The sequence below is a fragment of the Butyrivibrio sp. MC2013 genome (genome assembly GCF_000424585.1).
Taxonomy (GTDB): domain Bacteria; phylum Bacillota; class Clostridia; order Lachnospirales; family Lachnospiraceae; genus Butyrivibrio.
Window position 1 is genome coordinate 1 of the sequence record NZ_AUKE01000020.1, and the last position, 17,960, is coordinate 17,960.

Sequence of the window (17,960 nt, forward strand, 5' to 3'; positions counted from 1 at the left end):
GGCCCCATGGTCAAGTGGTTAAGACATCGCCCTTTCACGGCGGTAACAGCAGTTCGAACCTGCTTGGGGTCATTGAGTTTTGACTCAAGTATCAGGAGCTTTAGCTCAGTTGGTTAGAGCAGACGGCTCATAACCGTCCGGTCCCGGGTTCGAGTCCCTGAAGCTCCACTTTATTTACATAATCTGTTTTACTAAAATGGGATCTTAGCTCAGCTGGGAGAGCATCTGCCTTACAAGCAGAGGGTCATAGGTTCGAGCCCTATAGGTCCCATCTTTTTTTTAAGACGCCGGCATGGCGGAACTGGCAGACGCCTGGGACTTAAAATCCCATGGGTAGTAATACCCGTACCGGTTCGATTCCGGTTGCCGGCACGAAGAAAACCATCAGCTTAAGGCTGGTGGTTTTTTGGTGTATTTCGTTATCTTTGTATATGACAATATCATAATAGGGCGGGAGTATATACAAAATACTCCTGCCCTTATTACGGATTTCTGATATTTACTTAGATTAGGCTATTTCTTTGTGGCTTTCTAGCTCTTTGCTAGTAACGATTTCTTTCATTATATCAGCCTTGTTATGCTTATTTACTTTAATTCCATATTCGCATATTGGGCAGATCAAGATCGATTTCTTATAAAGAGGTATTATAGGAATGAAATACAGAGTAAACCATGTCCAGATATTTATTAACTGCCATTGGTGATCATTGCCGCAATGATCGCAGTGATATTTTTTCCTGGTTAATCCTTTTTTGATTTTAAATTCTCTGGTTCCCCAAATGATCATATTTAATACTCCTCCTGTTTGCATATATAAGTGCAAAAGAATCCTATCATTGTTGCAGATGAATTGCAACTATTCTCAGTATTTTGATAATTCATATATCTATTATGTATTTTATATTTCTGACTCTGGAAGTTTTTGAAATTATCTATTGATATTAAAAATCCTCTATGCTATACTAGCTTTCGTTGGAAAAATATAGCGTAAGGCCCGGTGGCTCAGCTGGTTAGAGCGCCGCCCTGTCACGGCGGAGGTCAGGGGTTCGAACCCCCTTCGGGTCGCTTGGAGAGTTGCAAAGGATGATAGTTCATCTTAGCAACTCTTTTTCGTTGCAGCAACGATTCATCTATTCTGCTGCAATATGGGGTACTCATTTTTATGGTACAATAAAGGACGAGGTGGTTAAGATGATAGAAGATAAGTATGAAAGACCCCTTGGTCTTAAGACTGTAGACGATACAAAGGTTGAGAGATACAAGGTACTGATGTATGAAGATATAAACGGCTATAACCGACTCTTCGGCGGTAAGCTGATGATGATGATCGATGAGGCTGCGGGGATAGTAGCTACCAGGCATTGCGGTACTACTGTGACCACCGCAGCTGTGGACAATCTGCAATTCAAGCAGGCTGCTTATCTTGGGGACATAGTCGTGATAGTGGCTTACATGACTTATGTAGGCAGGACTTCTATGGAGGTACGTGTAGATACATATGTGGAGGACAGGACCACCGGCCTCAGACATGTGATCAACAGGGCCTATCTCACTGAAGTATGTGTAGATGATAAGGGAAATCCTATTCCTATCCCATACGGTCTGGATATCAGCTCAGCCGGTGAGATTGCTGAATGGGAGGGAGCTCTGAAGCGCATTGAAATGAGAAAGAGCCGCAGAAGAGAGGGCTTTTGATTTTCCGATAGTTTTTTGGGGGACCCGATATGAAAAGAGTATTTCCAAAAGTTATCTCTAAATCTCCAAAGAAAAGAACAAACAAAGCTGTTGCTCTGTTCCTGGCAGGCATTACCATGATGAGTTCGACGCTGCTTCCCGCATCCAGGATCCTGCCGGGCAGCGGTATAGCAGCGGAAGCGGCATCTGTTAAGAATGTAATAGCTGTCATGGGCTCATCTCTTGGCGATACGTCAAGAGTAAGTGCGCCCGTGCCTTCTTCGACTGATTATCTAAGCAAATCTCATTCTATTGAATCTATAAAGTTAGCCGGTCTTAGCGATGTATCTGCAAAAGCTCAATCTGAGACATTAGAAGATCTGCAATTTAGCACTATGTCCCTGGAAGACGGGATAGATGCTGCATATGATCCTGCCACAGGGGATAATCTCTATTATGAGGAGATAGGGGCAGGAAGCAGTAATGACAGCGAGATCGTATCCTTCTATCTGGCCACCTATAGTGAACTTCACATCTATTCCAGAAATGATATCTATGATATCAGCTCAGAAATGCCCTCTTACATAAAGGCTATTAGAGCTGATGGGAGTGATGTGGTCATTCCCGTTAACTGGGAGTGCGGCGAAGAAGATCTGGAAAAGTATTATTGTTATCAGTTTAATCCTGTATGGGATAGAGATCGCTATCCCGTAGCTGATCATCTTCTTGATCAGATTCCCTTTTATTGTGTATTTGTAGAAGCTTATGAAGAAACAGAGGAAGTTCCCAGATCATTAAACATTAATGAAACAGGGAAGGCTTCTGAACTTAAATATGAAAAAGAATCAGAGGCAGAGGAAATAAATACACAAGCAGATGGAAATAGCGCAGAAGAAAAATCTAATTTTGATGAACAGTCATCAGGCCCAGGAATTAACAGCGTATCTGCAAATTCTCTGGAAGGATATCCATCAAGTGACGAAACTGCTGAACAGCAGTATGACGGATCGGAAGCTGCTGTCATATGCGGGGACCTTTTTACTGCAATGGCAAGCAGCAATGAGCAGCAGATATTTGACTATCTGACGAAGACTATGAAGCTAAATTCCGCAGCGGCATGCGGCGTTTTGGCCAATATCTATTATGAATCAGGCTTTAATCCCACCGCTAAGGGAGATATGCAAAATGGAGTATATACCAGCTACGGCATATGTCAGTGGCATGCCGGAAGGTGGGAGGCCCTTAAGACATATTGCAAAAACAATGGACTGAGTGCGGATAGTCTTAGCGGACAGCTAAGATTTATGGAGCATGAGCTAAAGACCGGTTATACAAAGGTCTATAACACTCTGATAAGCGTAGATAACAGTGCAGATGGTGCAAAGACTGCAGCGAAGTCATGGTGTCTCTACTATGAGATACCGGCCAATAAGGAGGCAAGGGCAATAGAAAGAGCCAATCTTGCTATTTACCGCTTCTGGCCGGATCATGCCACAGAGACAGCCCCTTTTACCACTGCCTATGCCGGTAAGTACAAGGTGGCTACCCAGAACGATCCTCTGAACATGAGGCAAAAGGCTAGTGCATCCAGTGCGTCCATTGCCAAGATACCAAAGGGAACAATAGTAGACGTAGTCAGCGGAAATGGCACATGGGCCAAGGTGAAATACAACGGCCTTACAGGCTATTGCGCCATGGGATATCTAAAGCGCGTGACAGAATATTACGGATATAAACTGACCATGAAGGGTGAGCATATCTTTGGGGACAGATATTTTGCTATAAGTGTGAGCCCGTACATGTCCTCTTGTCAGGAGATAATACTGACCTTTACATCGCCTGATAATACAAAATATCAGATCAGCATGGGGACTAAGACCAGCGACTATTTCATAGTTCCCAGAGGCCTTGGCGAAGGAAGTAATCAGATGGTGGGAAAATGGACAGTATCTGCTGACCTCTATTACGGAGCTGACAAGAGCAAGGTATACCATGGAGCAGATATGGGCGGCGTCCTGTCTTTTAACTACGAAAAGGCTGTGACAGGTCTGTCCTTTAGAGCTTATGATTCTACGGGCCAGACTCCTACAGGCAGCATACCATCTCTTCCTGAGGATAAGAGGATCACGATCACGGAAGGGGCTGAAAATACCGGCTCATCCAGGATCACGGATACAATGGAGATAGAGTATGGCTTGACCGGTAAAATACTTCTCCAGGCTTATCCTGAGTATTATAGGGAGCCATCAGACACGGCAGATAAGGCCCTGACCTGGAAAATAGTCAGTCAGAGCACATCCTCTGCAGCAAGCATCACTGCATCAAAGAAAAACGGTAGCGCAGTAATGACCATCAAAAAGGCCGGCGTGATAAGGGTCAGGGCTACGTCGCCTGATAGCGGATACAGCAGGGACCTGGTCATCACTGCCAAAGATCATCAGCCCAGGATCCCTGTAAAGAGTCTAAGCCTGAACAATGCTTCGGGCAGTGGAGCTGTGATATTTGAAGCCATAGCAAGAGACGGCAATACTGTTAGGGATATCAGGATTGCATCTGTTTCTAAGGGCAAGGCGGTATTGGGGGATGATAAGGTCGGTGACTTTTTTACCCTGACCGGAAGCTCAGTAAATGAGAATAACAGGATATTAAAGGCAGGCGATAAGCTGACTACAGGAACCTACAGTCTACAGCTCATCCCTGTTACAGACCTGGGAGAATACAGCCTCAGTCCTGTGAAGATGACTGTGAAGGTGGTAAAGACTCTGCCTAAGGTCTCTTTTAAGAAGCTTTCGTCTCCCAATCTGTATATGCAGGATAGCAGAGCTCTCTACAGGATATCCAGCCCGGCAGAGATAGAGTCTGTAACTGATAACAGCAGTGCAGATACTGTGGGTATGGTGCTGGAGGAAGGAAGCTACAACAAGACGGATGGCACTATCAGCCTTCGCGCTCAAAATTATGCAATTTCCAGGGAGGCTACGGGAATAAAGTCAAGGCCGTCTTTTAACAAGAAGGTCAGGCTTACTATCAGCTATGCAGATGAGAGGGTGGTCACAAAGACCCTGACTGTGTCAACTAAGCTGACTAAACCTGTCAGTCCTGAAACAGCAGTCGTTGAGCTGTATAATGACAGGCCATATATGGAGCTGGATCTGACGGATAAGGCAAGCGGAAAGCTGCAGAACGTGCCTTCCGGGATCAGCATAGCTTCTGCAGATGGCAAGATCGCGAAAGTAGAAGGTGATCTGTCAGAAGCAGGCTATTCATCAAGCGGCTTTGCTCTAAAGGATATGGGCGATGGGAAATATCTCATTGGAGCTATCGAAGGCGCAGCTTATAAGAACGGAAGCTATAAGTTAAAGGCAGAAAGTCCCGCATGGACAAAGCCTGTGACCTTTAATGTGAAGGTCAGCTATAAAAAGAAAAATATGCCCATCAGGAGCAGTATCATCACGTCAAAGACTGTCTATAAGGTGAACTGTGCAGATACAGGCGGAATGATACCACAGCTGATAATACCTGTAAAAGCAGGCTGCGGAATGGACTATAAGGATCATGACCTTGTGGTGCTCACAGGAAAGGAAGCAGGAGGACCGGCAGACGGAGTAGAGATAGATGCTGTGTGGGATAAGGAAAAAAGCGCACTTAAGATATCGCCTGTCATGGGCATCGAAGAGATAAAGACGCTGAAGAATCCCTATCAGAAAGTAAAGCTTGTCTATAGCTATGAAACTACGGTAAAAAAGAACGGCTCGCCAAAAACAGTGACAAAGACCGCTTCAAAGACCATCAGGATAAACTATGAATGCTCTGTAAAAAAGCTCGTATCTATTAAAAGCTCAGGCAGCATCAATACAATAGCCAGGGATACCACGGCTATGACCATAAAAACAGGCATAAACTATGACAATACTGTAAAAATAGAGTCAGTAGATATAAAGGAGGGTCTGTATCTTCCCATAAGGGCTGATGATGGACGAGTGATCCCGGGAGATATATCATACAAAGACGCTTTCAAGATAAGCAGTAATGAGAAGGGAATATACACATTATCTGCACTCTATGAGACTAAAGCGGATAGCAGGGAGATACCCCTTTTTGTAACAGGAAGAAAGGATACCGGCATAAGCTATGAACCTGTGCTGGAGATAAGCCTGTCAGATGGCACTGTTATAAATACAAAATTTAAGATCAAAACAGTATATAAGGTTCCAAAGGTGAAAGCATCAGTTTCAACCATGACCATGTACATAAGCTCTAATTCCGAAAGGGATATATGGGTAAAGAGGAGCGGGACTTATAAGGAACAGGACGGAAGGATAGAGAGTGTATCTTTATCAGGCCAGGGTATGGATGTGATAGCTGCACGCTTTCATCCGGAGGATAAAGAGCTCCTTGGCCTGACCCTGAAAGACGGCATAGAGGATGCGAGACTCCTAAAATACAATAATACAAAGATAACTGCGTATGTACGCTTTAAAGGAGCTTGTTCTGCAGATGCTGCAGCTCAGAAACCCGCAAAGGTTAATCTGAAGATCAAAATAAGCCGATGAAATAGATGCGGGTCTAAGGGACATTCTTTATTTTCGCGGGCAAAAAGCTTAAGGGAAATCCATCATGGATTGTTTTTTGCCGGGGGAAGTGTTATTATTTTCACAAATGTTTTTTGGCGATGTTAAGAAGCCGTGAAAGGAGATAGTAATGAGCAAGAGTTTTGACGATATCCTTGCGAAGCTGAAGACAGCCGGCAGAAAGAAACTGTCAGTAGCTTACGCTCAGGATGAGCACGTTCTGGAGGCTGTTAAGCTGGCACACGAGAAGGGTATTGCTGATGCGATCCTGGTAGGTGATGAAGCAAAGATCAGAGAGATCTGTGCACAGATCGGAATGAATCCTGATGATTATGAGATCATCAATGAGACAGATATGGAAGCAGCTGCTACCACAGCTGTAGGCCTGGTCCATGATGGCAAGGCAGATATTTACATGAAGGGATCTCTGGATTCCAAGACCTTCCTTAAGAGCGTTCTTAACAAAGAAGTAGGCCTTCGTACCGGCCGTCCCCTTTCACACGTTTGCGTGTTTGAGATTCCCGGCATTGACCGTCTTCTTTTCCTTACAGACGTTGCATTTATGCCCTATCCCACACTTGAAGACAAGAAAGTCATCATTGAGTATACAGTTAATGTGGCAAGAGCCTGCGGCGTAGATATGCCCAAGGTAGCTCCCCTTGCAGCAGTAGAAGTAGTAAATCCCAAGATGCCTGTAACAGTTGAAGCTGATGAGCTGACCAAGGCATGCGAGAGAGGTGAGATTGCTAACTGCATCGTAGACGGACCTCTGTCCATGGATCTGGCTATCGATCCCGAGGCTTCCAAGTTTAAGCCCGGCGCTGAGAGCCGTAAGATCGTAGGAGACGCAGATATCCTGCTCTTCCCTGATATCCATGCAGGCAACCTGGTATACAAGACAATCGTACGTCTGGCTACAGTAAAGAACGGTAACATCCTGACAGGTACCAAGGCTCCTGTTATCCTGACATCCCGTTCTGATTCAGTTGACGTTAAACTTAATTCCATTGCACTTGCAGCAGTGGTAGCAGAAGATCTTAAGAGCGGACAGCTCTGATAATGGAGGCAGATATGGCTATTAAAAGTCTGATCATCAATCCCGGTTCCACATCAACCAAGCTTGGTATCTTTGAAGACGAGACTCTTGTAATGGACGAGACACTGCGTCATTCCACAGAAGAGATATCCAAGTATGATTCCATCATCGATCAGAAGGATTTCAGAAGGGACATCATTCTGGACTTTCTTAAAAAGCAGAATATCGATGTAAATTCTTTTAACGTGATCGTAGGAAGAGGCGGTCTCTTAAAGCCTATCCAGGGCGGCACATATGAAGTTACAGACGCTGTTATAGAAGACCTGAAGAAGGGCGTACAGGGTCAGCACGCATCCAATCTGGGCGGTATCCTTGCAAGAGAGATCGCAGATCAGATCGGCGTAAAGGCATATATCGTAGATCCCGTTGTTGTAGATGAGCTCTGCGATGAGGCCAGGATCTCAGGTATCCCCGAGATTAACAGGATATCCATCTTCCATCCTCTGAACCAGAAGGCTGTAGCCAGAAGATATGCTCAGTCTGTAGGCAAAAAGTATGAGGATCTGAATCTGATCGTAGCTCACCTGGGTGGCGGTGTATCCGTAGGCGCTCACGAAAAGGGAAGAATCATTGATGTATACGGTGCTTTTGAAGGTGATGGCGCATTCTCTCCTGAGAGAGCAGGTGCTGTACCTGTAGGCGGACTGATCCGTCTGTGCTACAGCGGCAAGTATACCGAGAAGGAGATGCTCAAGAAGGCTACCGGCAACGGCGGCTTCAATGCATATCTGGGAACCAATGATGCAAGAGACGTGATAAAGAGAGCCGATGAAGGCGATGAGAAAGCCAAGCTGGTACTGGATGCTTTTATTTTCCAGGTATCCAAGAACATCGGTGCTATGGGCGCTGTACTTAAGGGCAAGGTAGACCAGATCATCATCACAGGCGGTATCGCTTACAATGAGAGGATCACAGGTGCTATGAAGGAAAGAGTAAGCCATATTGCTGATGTGACAGTATATCCCGGTGAGGATGAGCTTCTGGCTCTTGCTCAGGGCGCTATCAGAGTATTAAATGGCGAAGAAGAGCCCAAGGTTTACTGATTGTTCATAAAAAAGTAACAGTCTCTTATATCATGATTTATCAAACTATAAACAGGGCCAGGACCGGCAGATACAGGTCTTGGCCCTGTCTTTGCGTGAGGAATGGATGCTTTACGGCTATAGTGATTTTTGCTATAATACAAGGCGGACTGTGCTTATGGAAAAAGACCCTGCAAAGGGTATAATAAGCTAATTCCGGTCCAATACGGTTGCCACTCAATGGAGTATGAGATAAGGGGGCAGTCGTAACCGCTTAAGGGGAAAGGTATAAAATGAGTGTAGTAGACAAGATTTTCGGAACTCATTCCGAGAGAGAACTTAAGAGAATCAAACCTATAGTTGACAAAATAGAGAGTATGCGCCCTCAGATGCAGGCTCTGACTGATGATGAACTTAGAGCCAAGACTGATGAGTTCAAGAAACGCCTTGCTTCCGGTGAGACACTGGACGATGTGATGCCTGAGGCTTATGCGGTAGTTAGGGAAGCCGGTAAGCGTGTACTGGGTATGGAGCACTTCCGTGTGCAGCTGATAGGTGGTATCGTTCTTCACCAGGGCCGTATCGCTGAGATGAAGACCGGTGAAGGTAAGACTCTTGTTGCTACTTTGCCCTCATACCTGGATGCTCTTGAAGGCAAGGGCGTATACGTAGTCACAGTCAATGACTATCTGGCTAAGCGTGATGCTGAGTGGATGGGCAAGATCCATGAGTTCCTGGGCCTGAAGGTAGGCGTGGTACTCAACAGCATGACTCCCGATGAGAGAAAGGAAGCTTATAACTGCGATATCACATATGTTACAAATAATGAGCTGGGCTTTGATTACCTCAGAGATAATATGGCGATCTACAAAGAGCAGTGCGTACTCCGCGGTCTGAACTTCGCCATCATCGATGAGATCGACTCCATCCTGATAGATGAAGCAAGGACACCTCTTATCATATCCGGTCAGTCCGACAAGTCCACCAAGCTCTATGAAGCCTGTGATCTCTTGGCCAAGCAGATGATCAGAGGTGAGGATGTGGGCGACTTCTCCAAGATGGATGCTATCATGGGCATCGAGCAGGAGGAGACCGGTGACTTCATCGTCAATGAGAAAGACAAGCTGATAAATCTCACAGCTCAGGGTGTATCCAAGGTAGAGCACTATTTCCATATTGCAAACCTTGCTGATCCGGAGAACCTGGAGATCCAGCATAATATAATCCTGGCTCTTAGAGCTAACAACCTGATGGCAAAGGATCACGACTACATCGTACGTGACGATGAAGTACTGATCGTAGACGAGTTTACAGGCCGTGTAATGCCTGGTCGCCGCTATTCAGACGGTCTTCACCAGGCTATCGAAGCCAAGGAGCATGTAAAGGTAAAGCGTGAGTCCAAGACTCTGGCTACCATCACCTTCCAGAACTTCTTTAACAAGTTCATCAAGAAGTGCGGTATGACAGGTACTGCTCTTACAGAGGAGCAGGAGTTCAGAGATATCTACGGACTGGACGTAGTAGAGATCCCTACCAACGAGCCTGTTATCAGAAAAGATCTGCAGGATGCAGTATATAAGACCAAGAAAGAGAAGTACGAAGCAGTAGTAGAAGCTGTTAAAGAGGCTCATGCCAAGGGACAGCCTGTGCTGGTAGGTACTATCACAATTGAGACATCAGAGCTTCTCTCATCCATGCTCAAGAAGGCTGGTATCCAGCACAATGTGCTCAATGCCAAGTTCCATGAGCTGGAGGCTGAGATCGTAGCAGATGCTGGTCGTCACGGCGCTGTTACCATCGCTACCAACATGGCAGGTCGTGGTACCGATATCAAGCTGGATGAAGAATCCAGGGCAGCAGGCGGTCTGAAGATCATAGGTACTGAGCGTCATGAATCAAGACGTATTGATAATCAGCTCCGTGGTCGTTCCGGACGTCAGGGAGATCCCGGTGAATCCAAGTTTTACATCTCACTGGAAGATGATCTTATGAGACTCTTTGGTTCTGAGAGACTGATCAATATGTTCAACACTCTGGGTATCCCGGAGGGTCAGGAGATTGAGCACAAGGCGCTGACCAAGGCTATTGAATCAGCTCAGAAGAAGATCGAGGAGAAGAACTTCGGAACACGTAAGAACCTCCTGGAGTATGATGCTGTTAATAATGAGCAGAGAGAGATCATCTACAAGGAAAGACGCAGAGTACTGGATGGCGAGTCCCTCCGTGATAATATCTACAAGATGATCACAGATATAGTAGAGGATGCTGTAGATACAGTGATCGGTGACGGAAGCAGTGATGACTGGGATCTGAAGGAACTCAATGAGCTGCTCCTTCCCACAGTACCTCTTAAGCCTATCAACAGAGGCCGCATCAAGAAGCGCACCAAGGACGGCCTGAAGCAGCAGCTCAAAGAAGAGGCAGTAGCACTCTATGAGGAAAAAGAGGCTGAGTTCCCTGAAGCTGAGACCATCAGAGAGATTGAGCGTGTGATCCTCCTGAAGGTCATCGACCGTAAGTGGATGGGACATATCGATGATATGGATCAGCTGCGTCAGGGTATCGGACTGCAGGCATATGGTCAGAGAGATCCCAGAGTGGAATATAAGATGGCCGGCTATGACATGTTCAACGAGATGATGCAGGGTATCAAGGAAGATACAGTCAGACTCCTTTTCCATGTACATGTACAGGAGAAGGTTGAGCGTGAGCAGGTAGCCAAGGTAACAGGTACCAACAAGGATGAGACTGTAAAGAGAGAGCCTGTTAAGAATACAGCAGTGAAGATCCGTCCCAACGATCCCTGCCCTTGCGGATCAGGTAAGAAGTACAAGAACTGCCATGGTGCTCAGGGCGGAGTATGATCCGTCTCTTGTAATAAATTGAAAATGTTATTATAATAGTTCCCGGCATGCTAATAGTGGCAGGCCGGGAACGAGTTTTGAAGGATAGAGGATAATAAATGTTAGCACTTGATAATATGAAGATCGAGATCCAGGGTCTGAAGCCCACTCTGGATGAAGTTACTGATTCGCTGGATCTGGAGACCAAGTCCCGCAAGATCGAAGAGCTCAGCCGTGAAATGGAAGAGCCTAACTTCTGGGATGATGCCGAGAAGGCCAATAAGAAGACCAAGGAACTTAAGACTCTCCAGGATCTGGTAGAGAAGGTAGAAGGTCTCAATAATAAATATGATGAGATCATCGATATGATCGATATGCTCAATGAAGAGGGAACCGAGGATGAGGATATGGCAAGCGAGATCAGGTCTGACCTGGATGAATTCGCTGCTACCCTGGAGGATATCAGGATATCCAATCTCTTAAACGGTGAATATGACAATTGCAATGCCATTCTCAAGCTCTCTGCAGGTGCAGGCGGAACCGAGGCCTGTGATTGGTGCCAGATGCTCTATCGTATGTATACCAGATGGGCTGAGAGACATGGCTTTACAGTAGAAGTACTGGACCTTCTGGACGGTGACGAAGCAGGTATCAAGTCTGTTACTTTCCAGATCAATGGTGTAAATGCTTATGGATATCTTAAGAGTGAGCGCGGCGTACACAGACTGGTACGTATCAGCCCCTTCAATGCACAGGGTAAGCGTCAGACTTCCTTTGTATCCAATGATGTAATGCCTGACATTGAAGAGAATATCGATATCGAAGTAAGACCTGAGGATATCAGGGTTGATACATATCGTTCATCAGGTGCCGGTGGACAGCATATCAACAAGACTTCATCCGCTATCCGTATCACTCACCTGGAAACAGGCATAGTAGTAACCTGTCAGAATGAGCGTTCACAGTTCCAGAACAAGGACAAGGCTATGCAGATGCTCAAGGCCAAGCTCTACATGATGAAGGTGGAGGAAAATGAAGCCAAGCTGGCAGGCATCAGAGGCGAGGTAAAGGACAATGCATGGGGCAGCCAGATCCGCTCCTATGTACTGCAGCCTTATACCATGGTCAATGATACACGCACCGGTGAGAAGTCTTCCAATGCAGACGGAGTGCTGGACGGTGATCTTGATCCCTTCATCAATGCATATTTGAAATGGCTGGCTACAGGCGGTGTGGCAGTAGGCGACATTGAGGAATGATGGGAGCGGTTCACCCGCTGTCACGTTTTAATGGGCGCCGCTGCAGAAGGTATTTTCCTCTTTCGCGGCATTTCAAATGGTGTTTTACTAAATTCTTTATAGCAGCCTTCTTTTAATTCGCCACACTCGAAAGAAACTCGCAGGGCTTTAAGCCCTGCTCAGACAACTTTCTCGTGGGCAATGTGAAGGCTGCTATAAAGAATAAGTAAAAACTACCATTTGAAGTGAACGCTCATTGCGGAAAATAATCTTCTGTAGCGTCGCTATTATGATGTGTTAAGCGGGTGAACAGTTATGTCAAATATGTATGTATCATTAGATGATGCTTCAGAAACATGCATTTACTGCAGGGTTCGTGAAAATGTGAATCTTGCAAGCCAGCGCATAAATCGTATAATACAAAATAATAATTTCGGGGGGCGAGTGGATAAAATCCATTATCGCTCCCCTTTTCTTGATTAATAATAGGCATAACGGTTATCATTAATCTTGAAATATCCGAAATATAAATTGGCATTTATATGGGGGTATTTATGTTATCTAAGAGAATTTTCAAAACTATAATTTCAATAACTTTAAGCTTGTGTATGCTGGGCGGCAATGTAAGTGCAGCCTCAGTTTCTGATAATTCTGTTTCCTCAGGGGGTCTTGGTTCATCTGTGGATAAGTCTTCGTCTGTTTCTGACAATGACAATTCATCGGGCGAGATATGGGATGATCAAGGCTCAGACTATGATGAGAGCTATAGTGACAGCAGCTCTGATTCATATGATGAAGATGGCTATTATCCCGGCGAAGATAATACAGGAGATGATGGTTTATCAGGCGGCTATTTTGACAGGACGGGAGAAGGAGAGTCCGACGATACTGAAGTGGAAGCCTATAATGAGGATCTCTCAGGCTTTTCTTTTTACAGTCAGGAATTGGAAGAAGGGGCGTCATTTGAGAGCCAGGAAGTGATCGCAGATCCGGACGCATATAAGTCAGAAAGAGCGCTGACACTGAGCAAAAAGGTCCTGACTCTGAAGCAGAAGTCGTCGAAGATGAGTCCTTCCGGCGTTCTTACTGCATTTCTCTACGATTCCAAAAGCGGATCAGCAAGGAAGGATACCAATATCACATGGTTTACTGACAGTGAAAATTTGGGATTCCGTATAGGTAATAAAGATATAGAAAGCAGTAAAAGCTCGGATAAGGTCAATGTATATGTAAAAGGTTATGCCGGGAGCGAAAGGCTGGAAGAGACTGTGACCGTAAGAGCCACAGTAGGCGATGTGACCTATGAAGACAGCTGCAAGGTATATGTATATCCTGCATCAGTATCCTCTGTGAAGATATACCAGGCAAGGGCAGACAAGACAGTGGATGTGGACAGGACCATGTATGCCAAGGGAGCTACACAGGATCTGACAGTGCGCATAAAGCCTGCATTTGAGACAGCGATCAACTGTAGATATTCCAGCTCCAATGAGTCTGTGATAGAGATGGTAGCTCTTGATACTGATGGCAATCCTGTAAGTGACAACTACTCAGCATCTGCATCAGGCCATCAGAAGGTCAGGCTCAGGACAGTCAACCCCGGAACGGCTACTATCACTGCTATTGCTGATGGCAAGAAAACATCTGTTAAGATTAAGGTATTGGATAAGGCTAATAATCAGCTGGCTAATGATGGCGATGCGCTAAATGGAGAAGGAGGCGTGATCCTCCTGACTGCTACAGCTGACGAAGAGGGTAATCTGATAAATATAGCTGGGAAAGATGAGGGCAGCTATGTATTAAAGACAAACCAGAAAGCCAGGCTTAAGGCCTTTTACACAGACGGCGCTGCAGTGAGAAGAGCTGTGTCCTATAAGGTCATAAGCGGCAGCAAGAATATCAAGATATCAGGCAATCAGGTCACAGGCCTGAAGGCAGGAAATGCAGTGATCAGAGCCAGCTATAAGGTGCTGAAAGATGATGCATCTGAACTGTCAACCTCTGATATCAGGATCAAAGTGCTAAAGGAGCGTATAAGCAGTAGTGAAGCTCGCGCACTTGCAAAGGTAGATGATGTTAAGATATATAAGGCGGCTGACGTAACAAAGGGCGTCTATACAGGAGACTCTGAATTGCCAAGCTCTGTGGAAGCGCTGAATATGACTGTAGGCGATAAAGAAGCTCTGTCAGCCCTGGTATATCCCCTGGGCTCAAGCTCAGACGTACGCTGGACCAGTTCTTCTAAGGCTGTATCAGTGACAGACGGAGTTGTCACAGCAAATAGATCAGGTAGTGCATGGGTAACAGCCAGGTATTCCAAAAGTAAATATAGTAGAGTAAAAGTATATGTCTCCTCAAGGCTTGATAATGTAACGCTGGATAAGAAAGAAGTATCCATAACAGCCGGTAAAAATGCAAAGCTGACAGTAAAAACAAGTCCTTCAGTTGCAAATAAATACATGGCCTATGAATGGAAAGAGATAAAGAGTCCGGAAGATCCTGTAGCTGTAAGTTATAGCGATGCAAAACTGATACGTGGAACTGCATCAGGAGGCGCTGCTATATCGGATAACGCCGGTCAGAGCCTGACTTTTGGCGTCAGTGATAGTGCAAAGAATATGGACACAGCATATATCATGGTAACAGCCAGGATAAAAGGTCTGGATGAAATAGATCCCGAAACTGGCACAGCAGACTATCACTATATTGAAAGCCAGTGCTCCTATATCTGCAAAGTTTATATCACAAGGAAAGCACAAAGCGTGCAATTTAAGGCTATAGGCGCCGGATCATACAGTGAATCTCTGCCGATCATATATGTAAACCCTAATACTGATCCGGAAGTAGGCCAGTCTGCCAGTCTCAAACTGACTGCAGAAGCAAAGTATAGTAATGCTATCACATTGTCAGATGCTGCAAACCCTGATCTGGCATGGGCCAGCAGCAGCGTAGCAACTGCCTCTGTGGCAGCGGACGGTACAGTTACGGCTATAAAGCCCGGCAAGGCTGTGATCAGTGCCAGCATTGGCGGCAAAAAAGTCAGCAGGACAGTAGTGGTCAGGAAGAATCCTACAGCGCTGAAGCTGTCTGCTAAAAGTTTGAAGGTAAATATAAATAAAACCGGCGGCTTTACAGTGAAAGCAGCTAACAGCGGAGCAAGCGTGACTAAAGATGAAGTGACCTGGTCTGTTTCAAACGAGGATAAGCTCAAAATAAAGGTATCCTCTGATGGCAAAACTGTAAAAGTAACTGCTATAGGCTATGGCGGAGCAGGACCTGAATATGTAACAGCTACGTTGAAGAATGGTCGTCAGCAGTCAGTTGCTATAATATTGCCCATCAATGTCGATGAACTGGCAAATAATCCCGTTCGCTCTGTGGATAAGCCTGCAGAGGGAACATATTACAATATCCTGGATTATGGGGCAAGGGCAAATGATGGTAATTCTGACCTGGATGCTCTTAATACTGCTATATATGCTACGCAGAGTGCAAGCAGCACTATAGATACTGTGTATATTCCTGCTGGAAGATATGACATAAACGCAAGCATTGTTTTGCAGTATGTAAGCGATATTAAGATAGTCATGGATGACGAAGCATATTTACATCAGCATCGTGTGGACGCACATATATTCCTGTTAAACGGCTGTAGCAATGTTTCTATAATGGGTGGCCATCTTGTGGGTAATCAGCCAGCCGAGAGAGGAAATGATGAGGGACATGGTATTGCTATGAACAGCTGTACAAAAATCTCTATCAGTGATATGGAGATTGAGAAATGTGATGGCGATGGTATTTATTTTGGAAGACAGGGTTCTTCTAAAAATCCTACATCGGACGTGACCATAAGCAGATGCTATATACATGATAATCACAGAAACAATGTCACCTTTGTATTTGGTAAAAATGCGAGGATAGAATACTGCAAGATTGTCACTGCTGTGGGTGAACCACCTGCCTGCTGTATAGAGATAGAAGGTAATGATCCTGACGAAGTATCTAAGGATATCTATGTATATCACTCCTATCTTGAAAATGTAAAACAATCCGGCAGCAGTGTGGAACCATATGCTTTTGCATCCGCATACACCTGGGCTAAACCAAGAAAGCACGGGGAAAACGTGACCTTTGAAGATTGTGCCTTTAAGGGAGTATTTGCAAATTACTCAACAAAAAATCTGACAGTCAAGAACTGCCAGATAAATGGTAAATACGAATATGGTTACGGTTATAAGATAACTAGAAAATAAAAATGACATAGAAGTGCGTCCATTAACTTAGTAGATGGCCTGGGAAGCAGTGATCATGCCGCTTTCGTCGGTGTCAAAGGACCAGATGGCATGGGCGGGCAGACGGTGCTCTGTGAGATACCATTTGCCGTCTATGCAGCCTATATAGTAAGGGGTTCCGCCTCCTGCGAAGTATTCTACGTAGATAGAGGTGAGGGCCCCTTTTTCTATGTCTTCAAGAGAGGAGGCTATGTAGATATCAGCATAGTCCTGATTTCCATAAAGATCAGTGGAGACAGTGATGTACCAGTAATCGCCGATCCGCTGAAGCTGCGCCATACCGGCTATGTTCTCTGGCACATTTATGGTCTGTAATTCCTCGAAGCTTTTAAGGTCATAGATGAGGATCTGGGGCGGGGTGGTGCAGCTTTCAGCTGCAGGGAGCCCTGACACGAAATAGAGCTTGCCATCTGATATGGTAAAGGATCTGACATAGCTGCTGGTCAGCTTGTCTATGGTGATCACATCTGTGAGGTATACAGTTGCATCTTTCTTGGGATGCCTGAAGATGTACATCTCCCCTGATAATGAGCTCCAGCAGTAGAAGGAGTCCGTGGCATCATCATAGACTATGAAGTGAGGCTTGTTGCCAATATTATCAAAGACTGTGGTAAGGACAGGAACCTCGCCTGTGTTGTCAAAGGCAAAGACGCGGTTGTTCTCAGTATCATCAAGGAGCATGACAGTATCATCATAAGCTATGGTGTGACCTAGCTTAAAGCCGGTACTCTCCTCGTCTATAAGGGTCTTAAAATCGCTGATGGGATCAGTGAGATTGTCATTGTAGATAACTCTGGAATGATAGCAGTCCACGATGTAATAGTTGTCCTTAATCCTGGTGATACAGGTGGGGACACTTAAGGTGGGGATATCAGCTGCCTCTGTGACTGCAGGAGAAGAGGTATTAGTGCCTTTACTTATGTAGTTTCCTTCAGCAAAAGGACCCGCACTTCTGCAAGCGGTGATATTTACCAATAATATAAGAATTATTGAACAGATCAATAAACTGTGTTTGGATCTATACATGATCGTCTCTCCCCCAAAAAATATTTATGCTCATGCCAGAGGATTGCGAGAGCTTCATAGAAACATGGCAATCCGCAAGCAATACGATATATTGACTGCGCGTTATCTATTTATCGTATAATATAAATATATTTATGGCATGACTCTAAGATCACATTCATGTTTTAGGAGTCTGTTGTCACATTATATCATGATGCA

General features: G+C 45.2%; 9 protein-coding genes and 5 tRNA genes. 12 read left to right on the forward strand and 2 right to left on the reverse strand.

The features are described from left to right. The 4 genes from G636_RS0110915 to G636_RS0110930 all read left to right on the forward strand — a co-directional run bounded on the left by G636_RS0110915 (position 1) and on the right by G636_RS0110930 (position 372). Positions 1-72: transfer RNA gene (locus G636_RS0110915), tRNA-Glu, on the forward strand. Between the two features lie 22 nt (positions 73-94). Continuing rightward, positions 95-168, forward strand: a tRNA-Ile gene (locus tag G636_RS0110920). A gap of 30 nt (positions 169-198) precedes the next feature. Then, a tRNA-Val gene (locus G636_RS0110925) sits at positions 199-271 on the forward strand. A gap of 15 nt (positions 272-286) precedes the next feature. Then, positions 287-372, forward strand: a tRNA-Leu gene (locus G636_RS0110930). Between the two features lie 136 nt (positions 373-508). Here G636_RS0110930 and G636_RS18250 read toward each other — a convergent pair. Further along, the gene (locus G636_RS18250) at positions 509-787 is read right to left on the reverse strand and encodes a zinc-ribbon domain-containing protein (protein WP_051226908.1); all 279 of its coding nucleotides are present in this window, start codon (positions 785-787) and stop codon (positions 509-511) included. A 204-nt stretch (positions 788-991) separates the two neighbouring features. Here G636_RS18250 and G636_RS0110940 point away from each other — a divergent pair. The 8 genes from G636_RS0110940 (at position 992) to G636_RS0110980 (ending at position 16,697) form a co-directional block, all read left to right on the forward strand. Then, positions 992-1,065, forward strand: a tRNA-Asp gene (locus G636_RS0110940). A gap of 126 nt (positions 1,066-1,191) precedes the next feature. Beyond that, positions 1,192-1,695, forward strand: coding sequence for an acyl-CoA thioesterase (locus G636_RS0110945; protein ID WP_051226910.1), 504 nt, complete (start codon positions 1,192-1,194; stop codon positions 1,693-1,695). Between the two features lie 29 nt (positions 1,696-1,724). Further along, entirely contained in the window at positions 1,725-6,227 is a 4,503-nt protein-coding gene (locus G636_RS0110950) for a phage tail tip lysozyme (protein ID WP_026508092.1), read from the forward strand. 148 nt (positions 6,228-6,375) lie between these two features. Continuing rightward, positions 6,376-7,302 carry a phosphate butyryltransferase gene (gene ptb / locus G636_RS0110955; RefSeq protein WP_026508093.1) on the forward strand — a complete coding sequence of 309 codons (927 nt, stop codon included), beginning with the start codon at positions 6,376-6,378 and terminating at the stop codon, positions 7,300-7,302. 14 nt (positions 7,303-7,316) lie between these two features. Then, positions 7,317-8,384 carry a butyrate kinase gene (gene buk / locus G636_RS0110960; protein WP_026508094.1) on the forward strand — a complete coding sequence of 356 codons (1,068 nt, stop codon included), beginning with the start codon at positions 7,317-7,319 and terminating at the stop codon, positions 8,382-8,384. 272 nt (positions 8,385-8,656) lie between these two features. Beyond that, a complete protein-coding gene (gene secA / locus G636_RS0110970) occupies positions 8,657-11,227 on the forward strand; it encodes a preprotein translocase subunit SecA (RefSeq protein ID WP_026508095.1) in 2,571 nt (856 codons plus the stop codon). A gap of 98 nt (positions 11,228-11,325) precedes the next feature. Further along, complete coding sequence (gene prfB, locus G636_RS0110975) at positions 11,326-12,465, forward strand: peptide chain release factor 2 (protein WP_026508096.1); 1,140 nt, start codon at positions 11,326-11,328, stop codon at positions 12,463-12,465. A gap of 587 nt (positions 12,466-13,052) precedes the next feature. Beyond that, a complete protein-coding gene (locus tag G636_RS0110980) occupies positions 13,053-16,697 on the forward strand; it encodes an Ig-like domain-containing protein (protein ID WP_026508097.1) in 3,645 nt (1,214 codons plus the stop codon). 27 nt (positions 16,698-16,724) lie between these two features. Here the strand turns inward: G636_RS0110980 and G636_RS18255 are convergent, their stop codons facing one another. Beyond that, positions 16,725-17,762 (reverse strand): hypothetical protein, encoded by a 1,038-nt coding sequence (locus tag G636_RS18255; RefSeq protein WP_051226912.1) that lies wholly within the window; start codon positions 17,760-17,762, stop codon positions 16,725-16,727. Positions 17,763-17,960: the final 198 nt, after the last annotated feature.

Coding starts and splice junctions, on each gene's coding strand:
- G636_RS18250 (WP_051226908.1), bottom strand. CDS start 787: ATGATCATTTGGGGAACCAGAGAATTTAAAATCAAAAAAGGATTAACC.
- G636_RS0110945 (WP_051226910.1), top strand. CDS start 1,192: ATGATAGAAGATAAGTATGAAAGACCCCTTGGTCTTAAGACTGTAGAC.
- G636_RS0110950 (WP_026508092.1), top strand. CDS start 1,725: ATGAAAAGAGTATTTCCAAAAGTTATCTCTAAATCTCCAAAGAAAAGA.
- ptb (WP_026508093.1), top strand. CDS start 6,376: ATGAGCAAGAGTTTTGACGATATCCTTGCGAAGCTGAAGACAGCCGGC.
- buk (WP_026508094.1), top strand. CDS start 7,317: ATGGCTATTAAAAGTCTGATCATCAATCCCGGTTCCACATCAACCAAG.
- secA (WP_026508095.1), top strand. CDS start 8,657: ATGAGTGTAGTAGACAAGATTTTCGGAACTCATTCCGAGAGAGAACTT.
- prfB (WP_026508096.1), top strand. CDS start 11,326: ATGTTAGCACTTGATAATATGAAGATCGAGATCCAGGGTCTGAAGCCC.
- G636_RS0110980 (WP_026508097.1), top strand. CDS start 13,053: ATGCTGGGCGGCAATGTAAGTGCAGCCTCAGTTTCTGATAATTCTGTT.
- G636_RS18255 (WP_051226912.1), bottom strand. CDS start 17,762: ATGTATAGATCCAAACACAGTTTATTGATCTGTTCAATAATTCTTATA.